The organism is Rhodococcus sp. 008, assembly GCF_001682295.1.
GTDB lineage: Bacteria > Actinomycetota > Actinomycetes > Mycobacteriales > Mycobacteriaceae > Rhodococcus_F > Rhodococcus_F qingshengii.
This window is the reverse complement of sequence record NZ_CP012749.1, coordinates 1,973,143-1,990,899: the sequence shown is the minus strand read 5'-3', so window position 1 is coordinate 1,990,899 and position 17,757 is coordinate 1,973,143. Positions and strand designations below refer to the sequence as shown.

Genomic DNA, 17,757 nt, shown 5'->3' with positions numbered 1-17,757 from the left:
GGCTGCCGAGCGGTTACGGTGTTTGTCGAATCAGTCTCGGAGCCCGACGATCATCCGGCCACGAAAAGTGCGACCGTAGCGAGAATCGCAACAGAAAGGATGGGTACGCGGCGACTGTCACGCTGGACTCCGTTTCCTCGGTTTCGCGAAAATTGCCAGGACAACCGGCTCTCAGAATTCACTCTGAGCCACGAGATACCTGTTTTCGATACCCTCCGCCAGAGAGTGAGCCCGGGAACGCGCGTTGGTGAGCAGCGCTCTGCGGGGCGGCAAACTGAAGGGGCGGCAGCACCAGCTCACCCGAGAAGACGTACATCCCTTGCGATTTTAGAGACCGGCCAGCCATAAACCGAAGTTTCATCAGGTCGATCATCACGAGTAACACTCAGTGCCAGCATCTTTCGAACGCACCCAGCTCGACGATTCCGGTGTCACTGCAAAGCCGAGAGAACCGTGTCGACCCGCCCACGGAGTGGGCCGTCAAGCTCGACAACTACCAGGGAGTCACACACCTGCATCGGATCGGCGTACACCAAATCCAGCAACGCGTCGTTCACCGCGCGCTGCAGCTCCGGCATCCCCACCGCAGGCAACTTCTGCACTGTTTCGACGGTAATCGGCACCACAACCAGCACGTCGAGAGTACACAGCGCGGACCTCACAATCGCCGCCTCGACTTCTGCCTCCGGATCGACACCACACGCCGACAAGTACGCCAGGAAGTCGAGCGGAGTGCGATCGAATACAACACCAGAAGAAGGTGTAGTCAGCAAGCGCAGTGAACGACGAAGCTGCGCACGGTAATCATCAGCCGAGGGTGGAAACTCGAACTCGCGCCCCTCCTCTTCGAGCACGAAATACGGTTCATCGACCCGAATGTGCCCCGCGAGGCGGCCACACAACTCGTCGACCAGCGTGCTCTTGCCGGTCCCGTGCGGGCCGGATACTCCAATACGCATTAGTGGGACCCTCTCGAAGAAAGTTACGGAACTACCCGTCAGTTGAGCACCCGTCGACCGTCGGCTCGATACCGACCCCTGGATGCCCCGACCCGTCGACAATTCTCGTTGCACCTCGGTCGAGTCGTACTGAGGGTATCGAGGTGAGATCGGATCACCGTGGTGATCTGCTCGGAGTCGGTGGGCATCTTCGACGACTGCCTGCCCTCGGTAGTGGGATCTGCTGAACTGATCGTGCATCCCGAGAGCAGCAGTGCTGCAAGGGCTCCGCCGAGGAGGATCGATTCCACCGATCGCCGGCGGTAGTGGTTTATGGGTGGATTCACCGAAACTCCTTTATTCGTGAACATGTTGCGCCCGGAAAGTCATCCAGCCGGCGGCCAGAAGACAAACGCGGCGGACAGCAGAGCAAGGCTGAGGACCGCGGTGGCATTGGCGGTGCGAACAAAGACGTACTGCTCCGCATCCTCTGCGCCGAGACACAGCGGGGTCAGCTGCAAGGCCAGCGACAACATCCCGGTGTCGTGTGCACCGAGAGCGAACAATTGTCGAGCATCCATCAGCGGTATCCAATCCCGTTGCAGTCCAAAGGAACAACGAGCTGGTCACATGCGCGAACGTAGACTCGGCGAGAGTTCTCCGCACCAGCGGCCGAACTCCTGAACCGAGGATGCAGTCGAGAAGCTGCAGGGGGAGATTTCAGCATCTGGTGAGGACTCCCCGGCAAAATGCGACACAAAACGTCGCTACTTCAGGTGGTTGGGCCGAATCGCAATCCGCGGAGCAGTCGGCGGTAGGAGAAGCGGTCGTCCCAAATGCGAAGCAGGCCGTTTGCGAATGTGTAGTGGCCGTCTACGTCGAGGTGCATGGCAAACCATCCGATGCGGATGATCTCTCGTCGCCGGGAGGACACGGTGTTGTGGTCGGTGGTCATCGTGAGCACTTCCACGACCTCGTACCTGGTGATCAGGCGAGAGACGATCGTGAGCGCCAGTTCGACGCGTTTGCTTCCACGCACGCTGGGCAGGCCGGTATTGCGCCATTCGATGTCGGGATCGACGAGTGCGCGCACGGCATCGGCGTCCATTTCTTCCAGTGCGATCAGCAGGTCCACCACCCGCGATGTCAGTTGATCGTCGTTCAACAGGTACTCCGGTCGTCGGGAATTGTGTTTTCTCATCGGTGGATTCATGTGGTGACCGTCAGGCAGGGACTGTTGCTCCGCGAAACGCACAGGAGCATCTTGCCGGCGGCGCGCTCGGCTGGGCTCAACGAATTGTCACGATGATCGACGTCGCCGTCGCTGACGCGGACCATGCAGGTGCCGCAGAAGCCCTGACGACATGAATAGGGGGCTTTCGGGTTCACACGCAGCACCGCGTCCAGTGCGGTCTGGTCGGCGGCGACATCGATGACCTGACCGGTGCGAGCCAGTTGGATGCGGAAGGGTCGTCCATCGACGACCGGTGCGGCGGAGAAGCGTTCGGCGTGCACTTCCACACCGGGCTCGTTGCGCACACTAGCTGTGATCAGGTCCAGCATCGGGACCGGACCGCAACAGTAGATCGCGTCGCCGCTGCGGACATTCGGCGGGAGAAGATCATTCGCTGCGGGTAGGCCGTATTCGTCGTCGGTGCGGATGGTGACCCGATCACCAAACGGCGACAATTCCTCGAGGAACGGTAGTGTGCGGCGCTCGCGACCGACGTACATCAGCGACCAATCCAGGCCCATGCGCTCCGCCTCGCGGACCATCGGCAGTATCGGTGTGATGCCGATGCCACCCGCCACGAAGTGAACGCGCTTCGCGCGCTCGATTCGCCCGGGTTCGACGAACCCGAATGCGTTGCGTGGACCGCGAACGCCGACGACGGTACCGACTGGCAACTCGTCGTGCACCTCGTTCGATCCGCCGCCACCATCAGGAATCCGGCGTACCGCGATCCGGTAGCAGCGTCGATCGGCGGGATCGCCGCACAGCGAGTACTGACGTATCCGTCCCGAGGGCAGGTACAGGTCGAGGTGTGCCCCGGGATACCACCGTTCGAGGTCGCTGCCGTCAGGTGCTCGCAGTTCGAGACTGACCACGTCGTTGTCGGTGGCCACCGTCGTGCGCTCCGACACCGTGAGCGTTGTCTTGTACTTGTCGATCCGGTTTTCCGGTGGCTCGTCGCGATGAATCAAGACCGCCAACTTGACCTGCGTGGAGACCAGGACATCCAGAATGCGCAGAATCGAGTCGCGGCGCTTGCCGCGACGTAGGTCGACCGGGATCTCGCGGGGGGCCGGCCACCGCTGTGTGAGTTCGGGCGCGTTGGGTGTCATGTGTTGACCCGCTTGGCCGCTGGCGATTGCGCGACGTAGGCGAGGGCCTGGGCGGTGGACCCCACACTGTCGGGGTGAAATCCCGGCACGAACGTCGACACACCGCTCCAGAACCATTTCGATACACCAGGCACCAGTCCGCGGCGTCCGGCGCGGACGAATTCCAGTAGCAATCGTGGATAACCGATGTTCGGCGTGTTGGGGTCGTTGCGACTCAGATACATCGCAGCACGGAGCAACCACCCCAAAAAGATTGGCCACGTGATGATCATGGAGATACAGCGGCGAAAGTAGCCGACTCCGAAGTACGTGGCGACCTCGTGTGCCACGGCACGATGCTCGACCTCTTCGGCCCCATGCCACCGATAGAGGTCAAGCATCTGCGGATCCGCGCCGAATTTCTCCAAGTCCGCGTTCAACGCCCAGTCGCCCACGAACGCGAACATATGCTCCGAAGACGCGCAAATCCCGAGACGCTCGATCAGACGCTGCCGGACGGCCCGCGGATCGGGGTCGTCACCGACGCCCAAAGTTCTACGGAAGAAATACTGCATCTGGCGGTTGAACGGGGCCGGGTCGATCCCGTGCCGTGTGAACACCTGATTCATGACCTCGTCATGCGCCTCTGCGTGCAGCAGTTCTTGACCCATGAAACCGAGCATGTCCTCGCGAAGCTTCTCGTCGTGCACGTCCGGGAGGGCCTGCTCGAAGGCCTGGATCATCATCCGTTCGCCCTCCGGGATGACGAGGTTCATCGAGCTGAGGAGGTATGAGGCGATCGGCTCGTTCGGCAACCACACCAAAGGCGCTTTCTCCCAGTCGAAATCGACTCGCCGCGGACGGATCGCTACCCGGCCGGGCGGTGCGATCGGACTCTGTGTCAGTCCACTCGTAATTCGCATGACCACTCCTCATTCATAAGTACGCAGCAGTACTTATGAATGAGCATGGCGATCTACCCTTGGCTTGTCAACACCGGACTACGAAGGGTCGGACGAGAGATCCAGTACCCGTTCAAGGAAGGACATGATCGGCGCATGAAGATTCATGTACGAATTCGACCCGTCAACCACCTGGCGGTAGAACAACTCGTTGCAACCGCCGATCGCCGCGAGAAACACTTCACGCCCCGGGGCTTCTGAAGACTTGGACGAGTAGCCGACGAGCAATGCATCGGCGAGCAGTTCCACGTACTCGTTGCGCTTCGCCACCCCGGCCGGGCCGGCCACAGGTAGGTCCACCACCCAGGCTCGCACGAACTCCGGTTCGGACGAACACGTCTCGAGATACTTCTCGATGACAGCCGAAAGCTGTTCGTGTAGAGATAAATTGGCGGTCGAGCTTTGTGTCGAGGTGATGTTGGAGACGATCACCTCGATGCCGGCGTCGATCGCCGCGATCAAGCACGCTTCTTTGCTCTCGAACTGCTTGTAGAAAGCTTGACGAGACACCCTGGCACGCCCGACGACATCGGCGATCGTGGTCGAGGCGATCCCCTTCTCCGCCGTCGACGAGATCACCGCACGCAGAATGCGATCGCGTTGCGCGTCTTGAACCTCGTCCACAGCCAGTCGGCCGCGGCCACGCGGCAACCCGGGGAGGTCACGATCGAACGATCCAGCCAGCCTGCGCATACCGAAATCGTAGCCCGCCTGGCGCCATCGGTTCTCTCGCTCACCACGTCTGTGGACCAACCGCCATGCGAGTGGACCGATGTCGAGTGGAATTGCCCCCGAGGTGCTCTGAGGCAATCTCCCATCGCGACACGGTTGCGTCCAGTTCGTCGTTTCTCCGTGGTGGGGCTGCTCCCTGTGACGAGTCCAGCCGTGGTGCGGCGGAGGGCATCGAAAAGCCTCCTGCATCGACGAAGGCCGTTCGCTGTATTGCATGGTCGTGGAGTGTTGCCTCGTGGAGTGTGAGCACGGGTGTGACACAAGCGTTCAGGCCGTCGAAGACGTCGACCCAGGCGTCGCGATCGTGTGTGGCGAAGGTTCTGCCGAAGCGTTCGGACAAGTCGTCCCAGTTCGATTGGTCCCAGCGATTCGGCAACGAGGCGGGATCCAATCCGAGTCCGAACACGAAGCGGTCGTAGTACACGTCTTCGAGGGCCCCTACCGCCATGTACCTGTGGTCTGCGCACTCGTACGCGCGGTAGAACGGGGCAGATCCGTCGAGGAGGTTGGTTCCACGACGGGCTGACCAGCGGCCGGCATGCTGCCACGATCGGACGAGCGCAGTCAACGAACTGGCGCCGTCGACCATCGCTGTATCCACCACCTGGCCTCGGCCAGTGCGTTCTCTTTCGTGCAGCGCGGCAAGTACTCCTACGAGCAGGAACATCGATCCGCCGCCGAAGTTCCCGACGTAGTTCAGCGGCGGTGACGGCGGCCCGGAAGCCGGTCCGAGCTGTTCGAGCGCGCCCGAAAGCGCAAGGTAGTTCAGGTCGTGCCCGGCTTCTCGGGCCATCGGTCCCTTCTGGCCCCAGCCACTCATTCGGCCGTAGATCAGCCCCGGATTGTCCTGCAGGCAGATCTCGGAGCCCAGGCCGAGCTTCTCCATCGTGCCGGGCCGAGAGCCCTCCATCAGGACGTCCGCTCGGCCGATCAGCCTGCGCACCTTGGCGAGATCTTCGGTCTTGGTCAGATCTGCAGTGAGTTCGGTCCGCCCTCGGAGCATCCCCGCATTCGCATCGTCGATGCCGTCATCTGCTCCCATCGAGATGGGGCGCACGATGCGCACGACATCGGCGCCAAGATCTGCCAACATCAGACCGGCGTGCAGCAGCGGCCCTATGGCCTCCATTTCAATGACCCGGATACCCGACAGCGGCCCGCCGTGCACTCCGCCGGTGGCTTCGTCCTGCATGATCACCCTCGCGCGGTCGGAGTCGGGACCGACTCGGAGCGTGCCGGCTCGGTACGAAAATCTGCCGGGTCGACTCGGTAGGTCATGGCCCAGTAGTCGTTGATCCGCCATGGAAGGACCGACACGACGCGACCGTCCGGGTTTCGGTACCAGTTCTCCATTGCCGGATGGGTCCAGACCATCTGTGCGTGCTGTCGGTCGACGGCCTCGTTGTATCGATCGTTGACCTCGGCCCGGCACTCCATCGCGCCGAGGTTTTCCGATTGCATCAACTTCAAGGCATCCATGATGTAGCGGACCTGACATTCCAGGATCGTGATGAAGCTCCCCCCATGTCCCAGGCCGGTGTTCGGTCCGGTCATGACGAAGAAATTGGGGAAGTCAGGAACTGTGATTCCCAGGTAGGCGCGCGCGTCGTGCTCGCCCCAGATTTCTCCGGTGGACCGGCCGGATCGACCGACGATGTCCATCGGGTAAAGAACGCGCACACTGTGGAAACCCGTCGCCATGACAATGACGTCCAGCTGGTGCTCGACGCCGTTCATGTCGACGAGTCCAGAAGGTGTCAGGGCGTCGACTCCGTGGGGCACCAGTGTGACGTCGGGCTTACGAAGCATCTTGAACCAGCCATTGTCCAGCAGCATTCGCTTACCAAAGGGCGGATAGTCCGGAAGAGATGCCTCGATCAGATCTGTTCGATCACCCAGCTGATCGCGGAGATAGCGTTCGTAGAACTTGCGATGACCATGGTTGGTCGCATTGATCGAGGCCCTCGGCTCTGGCCAGTCGGGGTCGACCTGGAGGGACGAGTACACCTTGTCGTTGAAGATCCACGACAGACGCGCCCGGTACCACTCGCGATAGCCGGGGATGTTGTCCATCAGCCAGTGGACGCCGTCGTCGATGGTCGTGAAGTAGTCGTCGTTCGGTGCGATCCACTGTGGTGAGCGCTGGAAGATCGTCAGCGATCCGACACGATCCGCGATGGCCGGGCCGATCTGCATAGCACTGGCTCCGGTACCGACGATGCCCACTCGCTTTCCGCGGAGCGACTCGGGATCGTCGAGCTCGTTCGGCCACTCGGCGGAGTGGAAGAGGCGACCACGGAAGGTCTCGATTCCCGGTAGATGCGGGATCTTGGGACGATTGAGCAGACCGACCGCGCTGATCAGGATGGGAGCCTCGAGGGTCTCCGGCGCCTCACCTGGTCGCTGGACGGACACACGCCAACTCTGTTTCGACTCCTCGAACTCGGCGCGCGTCACCTCATGGCGGAAGCGGACATTGCGCCGGATGTCGTTGGCCTCCGCAAAGTCCTCGAGATATCCCTGAACCTCGTCGCGCTTGCCGAAGTGGGTCGACCAGTTACGAGGGAACGACGAGATCGAGTAAAGGTGGCTCGGTGTATCAACTCCGGCGCCCGGATAGCGGTTCTCCCACCATGATCCGCCGACGTCGTCGTTCTTCTCCAGGATCACGTGAGGGATTCCAGCGCGGGTGAGCTCGACGGAGGCCAGCATCCCCGCGATGCCGGCTCCGATCACGATGGCGTGGAGTCGCTCGTCGCACTCGGCGGTGGCAGGCTTGATCTGCGGACCATTGACTATCTCCGCCATCATCGGCGCGAAGTCCGGCGGCACGGTCTCGCTGCAGGTGAAGTTGAGGATTCGCTCGACTTCCGAGCTGTCCAGCGTCCGCCGGGACGGCTCGTCCAGCGTCCACCAGCGTTCCACTGCGTCGATCAACGCGCTCCGGATTTCGGACTGAACTTCCTCCGGAAGTCCTCCCGTGGAGTTGTCATCCATGCCCCGACTGCGCGTGGGTTGATAGCGGGGTGCCACCCACCGCTCATCGGCGGTCAGCTCCAGCAACACGGCGAGCATGGTCGGAACGTTGCCCCGTAACACCGCCGAACGCAGGTGGTCACGGTCCAGGTCAGTGACGATAGTCATGCCATGCAGGCTAACAGCCGTTAGCGACACAACCAAGTGTGATTTCGATATTCCCATTGTTGCTTGGAAACTCTGCTTGACCCGCGTGGATGCCGATGACAGTATGAGCCACATCATACTAACCGCGGTAAGCATTCAGGAAGTTGAGGAACCATGGATCTGTCGACAAGTGTCGAATCGGATGCCACTGATGTGCGACGGAGTTCAGGTCCGCTTGTCCGATCCCTCACAGCGACCCAGTCGTCACCGCTAGGGCGAGCGACGTTGGGCGACCAGCTACGCCGCCACTCGCAGAGTCGATACTCGAAGCCGGCGATCGTGTCGTATGCCCCAGGTGGTCGACGCACCGTGACCACCTACGGTGCGCTCAATCAGGATGCCAACCGGGCATCCCATATGTTCCTCGGACTCGGTGTTTCCCGCGGTGACCGGGTCGCCGTGATGGCCCGCAATCGCGTGGAGTCGATCGTCGCCTACTACGGTGCTCTCAAAATAGGGGCGGTGTACTCCGGCATCAATGTCCTTTTCGGACCGAACGAAGTGGCTCAACAGATCGGGCACCTCGAGCCCGCGGTTGTGGTCGTGGCCGCGGAATTCCTGCCGGTACTGGAAGAAGCGCTGGCGGGACTCGGTACCCGCCCCGAAATCATTGTTCTCGACAGCACGGACGAGTTCGGCGGTCACTGCTTCGATCAACTCCTCGAGTCCTCGTCGCCGACAGAGCCGGATTGCGATGTCGACGAGCACGATCTCGCAATGATCGTGTACACCAGTGGAACCGAGGCGGCTCCGAAGGGCGTCATGCTGCCGCATCGCAACTACCTGGTCTCCACCGCACCTGCGTACACGTGGGGACTGCGATGCCTGGACGATGACGTCTGGCTCTACGTCATGCCATTCCACACTATTGCCGGAATCGGCTCCCTGACCTCGCTCCTGCTATTGGGAGCGACGCTCGTGCTCCCGGCCAGCCTCGCGCCTGCCGACGCTTTGCACATGATCAAAGCGGAGCAGATCACCGTCCTGGCTCAAACCCCGACGTTCTTCATCTCGCTCGCAGATCATCCTGACTTCGGTCCTGAGACTGTCGGGACCATCCAGCGCTGCCTGACCTATGGAGGTCAGGTCTCGCCGCGAACGGTGGACGCATGGCACCACGCGGCGCCCGCATCGGTGTGGGGCACCTACTGGGGTCAGTCCGAGTTGACGCAGTTGGGCTCCGTCGGCTGGTTCAAGCGACTCGAGGACATTCCCGATCAGGATCCGACCTGGATCGGCAAGCCTGTAGGCCATCTCGAGGTCAAGGTGGTCGATGCCGACGGAAATGAAGCAGAGCGAGGTGAACTCCTCTGTCGCACGCCGTCGGTGATGCTGGGTTACTACAAGGATCCCGAGAAGACCGCCGCTGTCCTCGACGGTGGTTGGGTCCACACCGGCGACATCGTACGTCGCGATTCGGAGGGCAACATGTTCTTCCTCGATCGCAGCAAGGACATGATCAAGACGGGCGGCTACAACGTGTCCTCGCAGGAGGTCGAGCGCGTACTACAAGCCCACCCCGAGGTGTCGCGCGCCGCCGTCGTGGGACTTCCGGACGAATACTGGTCCGAGGCGGTCACAGGCTTCGTCATTGTCATAGACGGCAGCGACCTCACCGGCCAGGAGTTGCGAGACCACTGCAAGACCGTGCTCGCAGGCTATAAGGTTCCAAAGGCGATCAAGATTGTGGATGAGCTGCCCACGGACCCTCAGGGGAAGCTGCTCAAGAGAGAACTACGCCGCCTGTATGCAAAGGACTGAAACGCTGAACATCGATCCTGCCAGCAGCGCGACACCCGGATCCGGTCGACCACGGCTTGAAGGGCTTCCAAGCAGACGTGACGACATACTGGCCGCGGCGGCCGAATACTTCGCTGATCAGGGCTACCACTCGGCAGGCATGCGTGGCATCGCAGATTCGGTGGGAATCAAGGGCGCGAGCCTCTACAACCACTTCACCTCGAAAGAGGAGATCCTCTACGCGATCGCGCTCAAGATGACCCGGGACCCGGTCGAGGAGCATCTACTTGTCCTCGACGAGACTGGAACTCCGGTCGAGCGACTCACCTCGCTGATCGATGTTCATCTGCGGTATTTGGCGATGAACAGGGTCGAGCATCTGGTAAGCCTACGAGAGATCTCGGCGCTTACCGACGAACACCGTATGAGGGTGCTCGAGTACCGCAAGTACTACCAGAGGCGTGTGCGCGATGTGATTGCTGCCGGGGTCCGCGCCGGAGAGTTCGAGATCGCCGACCCACAGCGTGCGGCTGTTGCGGTGCTCGACCTCATGAATGGCGTGAGCTGGTGGCTTCGAGACGACCACGATATCGAGGCGCTGGTGGCAACCTACGTGGATTACATCGTCGTCGGAATTCTCCGTCACCGTCCCGGAACGCAGAGTGGTAACGGCGGTACGCCCAGCTGACGGTTACGCCCGTTCAGCCCGAAAACAAGTGATCCCCCTCCACCCGACGTGGAGGGGGATCACTTGTTTTCGAGCTCGATCAGAGTGCCCGCCGCAACAAAGGAACCAAAGCATCCGGATTCGCGATGGGGTTCGGATTGGTCCCGCACCAGATGTCCTTGAACGTGTACGTAGCCAGACTGGGGAGGTCGTTTTCGGTCAGCCCGACTTCTCCCAGCGATCTCGGCATGCCGAGCCGCCGGATGAGCGAGTCCGCCAACTCGTGTGCGGGCGTTTGCGGCGCACCCAAGGACGCACTGATCAGCGCCTGGCGATGCTCGTTGACTTCGCGGTTGTACTCGAGCGCGAAGGGCGCCATGACGCAGGAGGTGTACCCGTGTGGGACGTTGAACGAACCGCCGAGTGCATGCCCGACGGCATGGCTGACGCCCATTTCGAGGCCTGCGACGATCGCGACCATTGACGACCACGCACCGACCTGGCACATCAGCCGCGCATCCACGTCGTCGGTGTTCTCCTTCACTCGGACGAGTCCTTCGGAGAGCAGTCGTATGGCATTCATCGCCATCCCGTCGTAGTACCCGTTCGATTCGAGTGAGCCCAGGGTCTCGAAGGCGTGGTCCAGTGCGCGAACCCCGGTCGACAGCCACAGCCACTCCGGAGTGTGCAGCGTGAGTGCAGGATCGAGGATGACAGCCTTCGGGGTCATTGCCGGATGCAAGTAACCCTCTTTGACGTTGCTCTTCTCATCCGTCGACCCGGCCAACGCGTTGAACTCACCTCCCGCCAGGGTCGTGGGCGCCACCACTACCGGGATCTTCGGGGCGGAGAAGGTGGGGGCGGTCACCGATGTGTCGGGATTGACCTGCAGGTGGTAGGCGTCCATTTGCGATGCCTCGCGAACTCCGTGCTCCAGAGTGATTGCAAGGATCTTCGCCAGGTCCGTCGCCGATCCGCCGCCCACGCACAACAGCATGTCCGGATCGGCGTCGGCAGCAACTCGGGTGGCAGCAATGACGTCTTCGCGCGGTACATGAGGTCGAACCGCATCGAACAGTCCCACGAATCGATCACCCAATGCCTCGATCACCCGAGCGATCTCGTCGGTCTGCGAGTTGAGCGTCCCGCTACATACGACGAAGACTCGGTTCGCCCCGAGCAACTCTGCTTCCTGGGCCGCGGCCTCCGCGACCGGAGCGCCAATGCGGACTCTCTCCATGGACGGCAGAGAGACAAGTGATGACTGCACGGCAATACCATCTTTCTTTCTTGATCCTCAATCCACCACGACGTCGTCAAGAGCGCTCAGCTCTCGCTCGGTCTGTTCAGGAGTGGGATAGAGCGTGGATCCGGCGCTGGGAAATGTCTCGCACCCCGTCGCAGGCTAACAGTGGTTACCCTATAGGAGATTTGTGGCGCACGCCACAATCGTTTGTCTTTTGGCCAGCGGAACCAGAGGGCGAGGTTAGTCCGTGGGCGTCAATACTGACTTGATCTGCAGTTTTTCAGAAATCTTCATGGCTCTCGGCGGCGCGCCGTTGCATCTCCAGTGGAGGGCGAGAATCGGTTACGGTGGATTCGATCCCCAAAAGGTCGAATTACCTAACCGCCGATTGCCTAATTTCGGGAACAGCTGCGTGATGACGCCTGGGTTGAGTACTGGGGCTGTAGCCATCACTGGCACTCTGGTGACGGACGCCGAATCCAGTGCGGCACCCTTCCCGACACTCAGGTGCATGGTGTCGACGGCGCGGCATGCATCGACTTCGCCGTGGAGAAACGCCTCGAACTCGCCTTGGTCGGAACAGCGGCACTGAGGTGAACAATTATCGCGAGGCGTGCCGCGGGCCGATCCCGCTGCAAAGACACTTTGCATATCGGGGACGAAGGTTCTTCTTCCGAGATTCACTCCGCCGAAGCTGACCATTGCAGTCGGTCCGGCAAAGTTAGTCGAGACCCTCGGCTTCTGCTGGGGCTTCGAGACTGGGCATACCCACGGTAAATCCGCTGCTGTCGTACGACGCGAACTGTTTCTTCGACTGGATGGACCGTCAGCTCGAGGACATGATTTCGGGGTTCGATTACCTGCGTATCGAAAGGAGGTGCTGCGTTATCTGCGTGAGCAAGGGGCCACCGAAGAGCAGATCACGATGATGTTGCGTCACTTCGGTTCTAAGAGCGCGGTGTCACATCGGCAACCGCCTTTTCTGCTTGCCGCGCCACCCTCGCCGGAGGCCCTGGTCGTGTCACTCGCCCTCGATCAATGGATCTTCCAGTTCGAGAAGCGCGACCTCGTCCGGATGCAAGTTTTCGTTCGGATCCACGGACCGGGTCAACCGATCGTTCGGACCCAATTCGTCTGGCGCCTGGATGATTTGAAGACCTCGTGCCAAGATCTCGACTCGTCCACGGTTCTCGTTGCTCGTGAGATCTGCTGCGAAAGCAGCAGCTACGGCGTCGCGTGCCAGAGCCTCCGCCAGGTCCCAATCATGGATGTAATCCTCGACCGAAAGGTTCGCTTCTCGCCGGCTCAGCGCGGCCGAAGTGCATCCTTGAAAGTAGAGAGCGACCAACTCCTGAGCACCGTCCCATTCCGCCTCCAGGCCGAGGGCTACCGTGTTCTCCCGCAACGCGGATCGAAGGTCGAGCGCGTCAGCTGCTCTCATCGGGGGTGACGCGCGCACCTTGCTCACGTACTCCTCGAACCCGATCGCGGCGACAGTCCCGACGACATCGATTACTGCGGGCCAATTCGGCCCCAGATGGCTACCGAGGTCGACGTCCGTGATGGTTGTCGACTCGATGTGTCGGACAAGCGAATCGAGCGAACGATCTGCGTCGTCGTAGAGTCCATCTCGTTGCGCCTGACGAAGCCACTCCGCTTCTGCGACTATCGCATCTCCGGGAATCGAACCGGCGTTCTCGAAAGCTTCATCAATGGATAGCTCAGTACCGACAGCGACTTGGGGCCCCCAAGCCGCTCCGTTGACTCGCAAGAGCTGCGCAGCAGTCTGTACCACGTTCGTCAAACGAACCGACGCGTCAGAAGAGCGACGCAACGTAGCTGCATCGGGCCTCGACGGGATGGGTTCACACGCTGGATTGTGCCGTCCACGTTCCGCTTTCGTGATGGTCTCTTCGATATTCGCAGAGGATGGGCGTGCAGCGAAGATCTTCGATACACCGATAGCACCAGCAGTAGCCAGAGCGATGATCAATCCCGCTGCAACGAATTTCGCCCTCCGGGTCGGTACCGCATGCATGCTCTTGATTCCCCTTCGGTGTGCCCCGGACGATGCGAGCGAAATATCGGATTCTATCGCGAACGCTATCGGGCGCGTGAGACTTCAGTGTTCGGTCAAGCGCAAGATTGTTGCGGGGATCGGGGCGCCATAGGGAGTAGGTGCCTTGAAAGGGTTGTCAGACGACTTCGACGATCGCACAGTCGGGACGGGCGCGCCGGGCTCTCGTCCTTGCTGTATGCAGTCGAAGCCAAGAAATGTCGGTGGACGTAATGGGGGAGCTGCTGCGGGCCGACAGTGATGTTTTGGTAGCCCCATGGCCACAACGTCGAGTAGATCGTGTTCGGTGCCGATCGAAATCCTTGCGGTTGTCACTCTGATGACCGCAAACAATTCGGAGTACACCTCCTTTCCTCGTCCTGACGTCAATGATCGTCCGGATGAACCCGAAACGATCGAACGGCGATGACAAGCCGCGAGGCGATCGCGAAGAGCTCACCGTCACCGCACGACGCATCGAGGACGAGGTATCGGCGGCATGCGGGTCGACGAGCGCAACGGCAGGGGTCATGCGCGAAGGACTGGCCGACTGTAGCGCTCAGCGGGTTCGGACGTAGTCAGGCGCTGACCGGGTCCAGGAGGCCGGTAAGCCGTCCGGCAATCAGTGCTTCGGACTCTGCGACAATACGTTCCACCAATTCACCCACAGTGGGGACGTCGCGAATCAATCCTTGCACAGTCCCAGCCGTCCAGATGCCAGCCTCCTGGTCGCCGCTGTCGAACACCGCTCTGCCCCGCGCACCGGCCACAAGATGTCGAACGTCTTCGAATTTGCCACCACTGGAGAGGATTTCGACAACTTCTTGGCTGATGCTGTTGCGTGCTACCCGTGCGGTATTGCGTAGTGACCTGAAAATCAGTTCCGTGTCGACCTCCGAGGCAGCGACTATCGCCTCTTTGATGTTGCGGTGAATCGGAGACTCCTCGGTGCACATGAACCGGGTACCCATGTTGATGCCGTCGGCGCCGAGCGCGAGGGCCGCCACTAATCCTCGCCCATCGGCAAATCCACCGGACGCGATCATGGGAATGCTGATCCGCTCTGCTGCTGCAGCGATGAGGACGAGACCCGGTACGTCGTCTTCCCCTGGATGCCCGGCACATTCGAACCCGTCGATGCTGATGCCGTCGACGCCGAGGACTTGGGCTTTGACCGCGTGGCGGACGCTGGTGCACTTGTGGAGAACCTTGATGCCTGCGCCGTGAAAGTGCGGCAGATGGGGCGCGGGAGACGATCCAGCTGTCTCGACGACTTTCACTCCGCAGTCGATGATCACGTTGCGATACTCATCGTACGGCGGAGGTGTGATCGTCGGGAGGATTGTGAGGTTGACCCCGAAAGGTTGATCGGTGAGCTCGCGCGTTCGGGATATTTCTCGGGCAAGATCGTCAGGTGTCGGCTGTGTCAGGGCAGTGAGCATGCCGAGCGCGCCGGCGTTTGCAACTGCCGCTACGAGTTCTGCTCTCCCCACCCATTGCATGCCGCCCTGCACGATTGGGTGGCGAACTCCGAATGTCTCGGTAAATGCGGTGGTCAGCACTGGACATCTCCTCGATGGTGCATGGCTATCTGTTTGTCAGTTACGTTGGTGCAAAGTCAATTTCGACCCGAACGGCGCATTCAGCGCGTCGATGTTGTCCACTCGTTCAAGGCCGGAACCTGTGAAAGTTCAGTTCGTGCCATCGGAGGTTCGGCGCGATAGGGCATGGCAGGCGTCAAATACTGTTCGCCATGTTCGTTGGTGCCGGGGATGAAGGTACGGTTCGCAATCACATCGTCGGCGCAAATTACCTGGTCGTAGTCACGCACAACTGCGGCAACCACTCCGGCCGCAGTGAGATGCTCTACTGCCTCAGCGGCGCTGCGGTAGCACAGCTGCTTCTCGATCGTGGCGACGAGGTCAACACGGTTTTCCACGCGCAGCGCGTTGGTGGTGAACCTCGGGTCGTCGGCCAACTCGGGTAGGTCGATCGCCTTGCACAGTTCGATCCATGCGCGCGGTTGGTATCCGCTGATCACCAGCTCGCCGTCGGCGGCGCGAAAGACGTCTGCCGCCGGTGCGACGCTTGGTTGTCCGTTCCCTTTGCGACTCATGGGCTTTCCGGATACCTGCCACTCGATCCAGTTGGCGGTCTGCAAGTGGATTGCGACGTCCAGCAGGGAGACTCGGACGGACGATCCTTTGCCGGTGCGCTCACGTCGAAGTAGCGCTGCCAGTGCCGCCTGCGCGACGACATAGCTCGTTGCATGGTCTATGACCGGTGCGCCCACACGTTGTGGCGGGCTATCCGCCTCACCCGTCACCGACATCAGTCCGCTCTCTGCTTGCGCAGCGATGTCGAGCCCCGCGCGGGTGGCGGACGGGCCTTCCGCCCCGTACCCGCTCACCGAGACGGCGATGATTTCCGGTCGCAGGCGTTGGAGTTCGGTAGAGGAGAATCCCAATCGATCGAGGGTTCCCGGGCGAAGATTGTGCAGCAAGATGTCACTCGATGCGATCAGATCCCGAGCTCGCTGCAGATCGGCGGAGTCTTTGAGGTCGAGGCAGATTGAACGCTTTCCACGGTTGTACCCGTAGAAGATGCCGCGCGCGTAGTCGGCGTCGATTTGTCGGGCCGGTTCACCACCTGGAGGCTCGAGCTTGATGACCTCGGCGCCGAGATCGGACAACTGCTGCCCGGCGCTGGGTATTGCGATCAGTTGACCGATCTCCACTACTCGGACACCTGCCAACGGCAGGTCTACTTCGTCGGTCATCGAATGATCTCCACATGAGGCGAAGTGACATCCTCAGCGGGCTCCAGGCAGCGCGCCAACAAGATGCCTTCGGTGTGGTTGCAGGGGTTCAGTCGGTTTCTGTCGCCTTCTACTCCCCCGATTCGGATCGTCACGGTTCCATCGTCATTGCGCTCGAAGTGTGCGTCGTTGAGGTTGACGGTGTGGTCGCGGTACTCGAAGGACTCGAACCAGTGGTTGTACAGCATCACTCCGAAGTAGGTGCAGTCGGGGATGGTGAACGTAATGTCGACGGCAGTAGCGTCTTTCAGTGACCACCAGCCGGCAACGTATTGGTTGGAGCTGGTGCCGTAGAAGTCTCCCCACCCTCGCTGCTCCGAGGTCACGCGAATCTCGTTGGGAGACTGACTGAGTGTTTCGATGAGCTGAAGACTGCGTCGAAGGCTCACGTCCATGCCACGAGCAAGTTTCGTGAGGCGCTGGGTCAGCCACGCCGTGTCGAGATCGGGGCGTGCACCAGGCGGCGGACCGAGGCGCTCGATGTGGAGAACAGGATCGATCTCCGCGTTACGCGTCTTGTGATACACACGCACTACTACGTCGAAGCAGCGCTCATCCAGCCGAATGCCGCTGCGCCCCTCCAGCTCTTGTGCGACGAAGATCTCGAAGTTGCCGTCCGCGTCACACACCTTGTCGTCGATGACGATGTTGTCGGCGACCCTGTCGGTCCCAGACGCGCCCACACGATTGGCGAGGACGGCGACGTAGGGCACTGTGCCACGGTTACCGTGAATGCGATATGTCTCGTTGGGGTCGATCATCGCAGTCCAGTAGTCGACGTCGATGCCGTCTCCCCAGAACTTTCGCATCGGTGACATCAGGGTGAAGAGTTCAGGCCGGAGCACGTCTTGGCGCTCGATGTTCATCTCGGCGAGATATCCGAACAGACGAAGTGCGTGCCGTACACCTTCGGCGCTGTCCAGCGGCGATCCGGTAGCGGCAGCGGTCGAACCGAATGTCGCAAGACTGTCGGTGACTGCAGACCAAGCCTCGGTGAGCTGCCGGCGATCGTGCTGGGACTCGGATTGTGTTGACTGGTCAGCGAGTTGTGTCATCGTTTCTTCTCTTTCGTAGTAGACGAACTGGATTG

The 17,757-nt window shown here is 61.0% G+C and carries 17 protein-coding genes; 3 read left to right on the top strand and 14 right to left on the bottom strand.

The genetic code is table 11. From position 1 onward, the window contains the following. Nucleotides 1-431: 431 nt before the first annotated feature. From AOT96_RS09435 to AOT96_RS09395, 9 genes are all read right to left on the bottom strand, one after another. A complete protein-coding gene (locus tag AOT96_RS09435; RefSeq protein ID WP_007735561.1) occupies nucleotides 432-959 on the bottom strand; it encodes an AAA family ATPase in 528 nt (175 codons plus the stop codon). Between the two features lie 38 nt (nucleotides 960-997). Continuing rightward, entirely contained in the window at nucleotides 998-1,285 is a 288-nt protein-coding gene (locus AOT96_RS09430) for a hypothetical protein (protein WP_125052414.1), read from the bottom strand. Between the two features lie 39 nt (nucleotides 1,286-1,324). After that, nucleotides 1,325-1,519: a hypothetical protein gene (locus AOT96_RS09425; protein ID WP_065351638.1), complete on the bottom strand. Its 195-nt coding sequence runs from the start codon at nucleotides 1,517-1,519 to the stop codon at nucleotides 1,325-1,327. Nucleotides 1,520-1,710: 191 nt separating this feature from the next. Continuing rightward, a complete protein-coding gene (locus tag AOT96_RS09420; protein WP_030243698.1) occupies nucleotides 1,711-2,139 on the bottom strand; it encodes a limonene-1,2-epoxide hydrolase family protein in 429 nt (142 codons plus the stop codon). A gap of 8 nt (nucleotides 2,140-2,147) precedes the next feature. Then, nucleotides 2,148-3,284 (bottom strand): PDR/VanB family oxidoreductase, encoded by a 1,137-nt coding sequence (locus AOT96_RS09415; protein WP_064113714.1) that lies wholly within the window; start codon nucleotides 3,282-3,284, stop codon nucleotides 2,148-2,150. Beyond that, on the bottom strand, nucleotides 3,281-4,186 hold the full coding sequence (locus AOT96_RS09410; RefSeq protein ID WP_064113715.1) for a metal-dependent hydrolase: 906 nt from the start codon (nucleotides 4,184-4,186) through the stop codon (nucleotides 3,281-3,283). Before AOT96_RS09410 ends, AOT96_RS09415 begins: the two co-directional genes overlap by 4 nt. A gap of 78 nt (nucleotides 4,187-4,264) precedes the next feature. Then, nucleotides 4,265-4,918, bottom strand: a complete 654-nt coding sequence (locus AOT96_RS09405; protein WP_050654926.1) for a TetR/AcrR family transcriptional regulator — start codon at nucleotides 4,916-4,918, stop codon at nucleotides 4,265-4,267. A gap of 40 nt (nucleotides 4,919-4,958) precedes the next feature. Continuing rightward, nucleotides 4,959-6,149, bottom strand: coding sequence for a CaiB/BaiF CoA transferase family protein (locus tag AOT96_RS09400; RefSeq protein WP_064113716.1), 1,191 nt, complete (start codon nucleotides 6,147-6,149; stop codon nucleotides 4,959-4,961). Nucleotides 6,150-6,151: 2 nt separating this feature from the next. Then, nucleotides 6,152-8,101 (bottom strand): flavin-containing monooxygenase, encoded by a 1,950-nt coding sequence (locus AOT96_RS09395; RefSeq protein WP_064113717.1) that lies wholly within the window; start codon nucleotides 8,099-8,101, stop codon nucleotides 6,152-6,154. Nucleotides 8,102-8,254: 153 nt separating this feature from the next. On the opposite strand from AOT96_RS09395, the gene AOT96_RS09390 reads away from it, so the two are divergent. Continuing rightward, the gene (locus AOT96_RS09390) at nucleotides 8,255-9,901 is read left to right on the top strand and encodes a class I adenylate-forming enzyme family protein (protein WP_231917422.1); all 1,647 of its coding nucleotides are present in this window, start codon (nucleotides 8,255-8,257) and stop codon (nucleotides 9,899-9,901) included. Beyond that, nucleotides 9,888-10,568, top strand: coding sequence for a TetR/AcrR family transcriptional regulator (locus AOT96_RS09385; protein ID WP_007735574.1), 681 nt, complete (start codon nucleotides 9,888-9,890; stop codon nucleotides 10,566-10,568). The genes AOT96_RS09390 and AOT96_RS09385 overlap by 14 nt, the downstream gene beginning before the upstream one ends. Nucleotides 10,569-10,647: 79 nt before the next feature. On the opposite strand, the gene AOT96_RS09380 is transcribed toward AOT96_RS09385, so the two are convergent. Together AOT96_RS09380 and AOT96_RS09375 are read right to left on the bottom strand one after the other, a co-directional pair. Further along, nucleotides 10,648-11,817, bottom strand: a complete 1,170-nt coding sequence (locus tag AOT96_RS09380) for an iron-containing alcohol dehydrogenase (RefSeq protein WP_065351637.1) — start codon at nucleotides 11,815-11,817, stop codon at nucleotides 10,648-10,650. Nucleotides 11,818-12,814: 997 nt separating this feature from the next. Beyond that, nucleotides 12,815-13,831, bottom strand: coding sequence for a hypothetical protein (locus AOT96_RS09375; RefSeq protein ID WP_065351636.1), 1,017 nt, complete (start codon nucleotides 13,829-13,831; stop codon nucleotides 12,815-12,817). A 419-nt stretch (nucleotides 13,832-14,250) separates the two neighbouring features. Here AOT96_RS09375 and AOT96_RS09370 point away from each other — a divergent pair, with 419 nt between their 5' ends. Continuing rightward, entirely contained in the window at nucleotides 14,251-14,427 is a 177-nt protein-coding gene (locus tag AOT96_RS09370; RefSeq protein WP_156778938.1) for a hypothetical protein, read from the top strand. Here the strand turns inward: AOT96_RS09370 and AOT96_RS09365 are convergent, their stop codons facing one another. From AOT96_RS09365 to AOT96_RS09355, 3 genes are all read right to left on the bottom strand, one after another. Then, on the bottom strand, nucleotides 14,428-15,411 hold the full coding sequence (locus AOT96_RS09365; RefSeq protein ID WP_054188349.1) for an NAD(P)H-dependent flavin oxidoreductase: 984 nt from the start codon (nucleotides 15,409-15,411) through the stop codon (nucleotides 14,428-14,430). Between the two features lie 80 nt (nucleotides 15,412-15,491). Continuing rightward, nucleotides 15,492-16,628, bottom strand: coding sequence for a CaiB/BaiF CoA transferase family protein (locus AOT96_RS09360; protein ID WP_007735579.1), 1,137 nt, complete (start codon nucleotides 16,626-16,628; stop codon nucleotides 15,492-15,494). After that, nucleotides 16,625-17,722 (bottom strand): hypothetical protein, encoded by a 1,098-nt coding sequence (locus AOT96_RS09355; RefSeq protein ID WP_054188348.1) that lies wholly within the window; start codon nucleotides 17,720-17,722, stop codon nucleotides 16,625-16,627. The genes AOT96_RS09360 and AOT96_RS09355 overlap by 4 nt, the downstream gene beginning before the upstream one ends. Nucleotides 17,723-17,757: the final 35 nt, after the last annotated feature.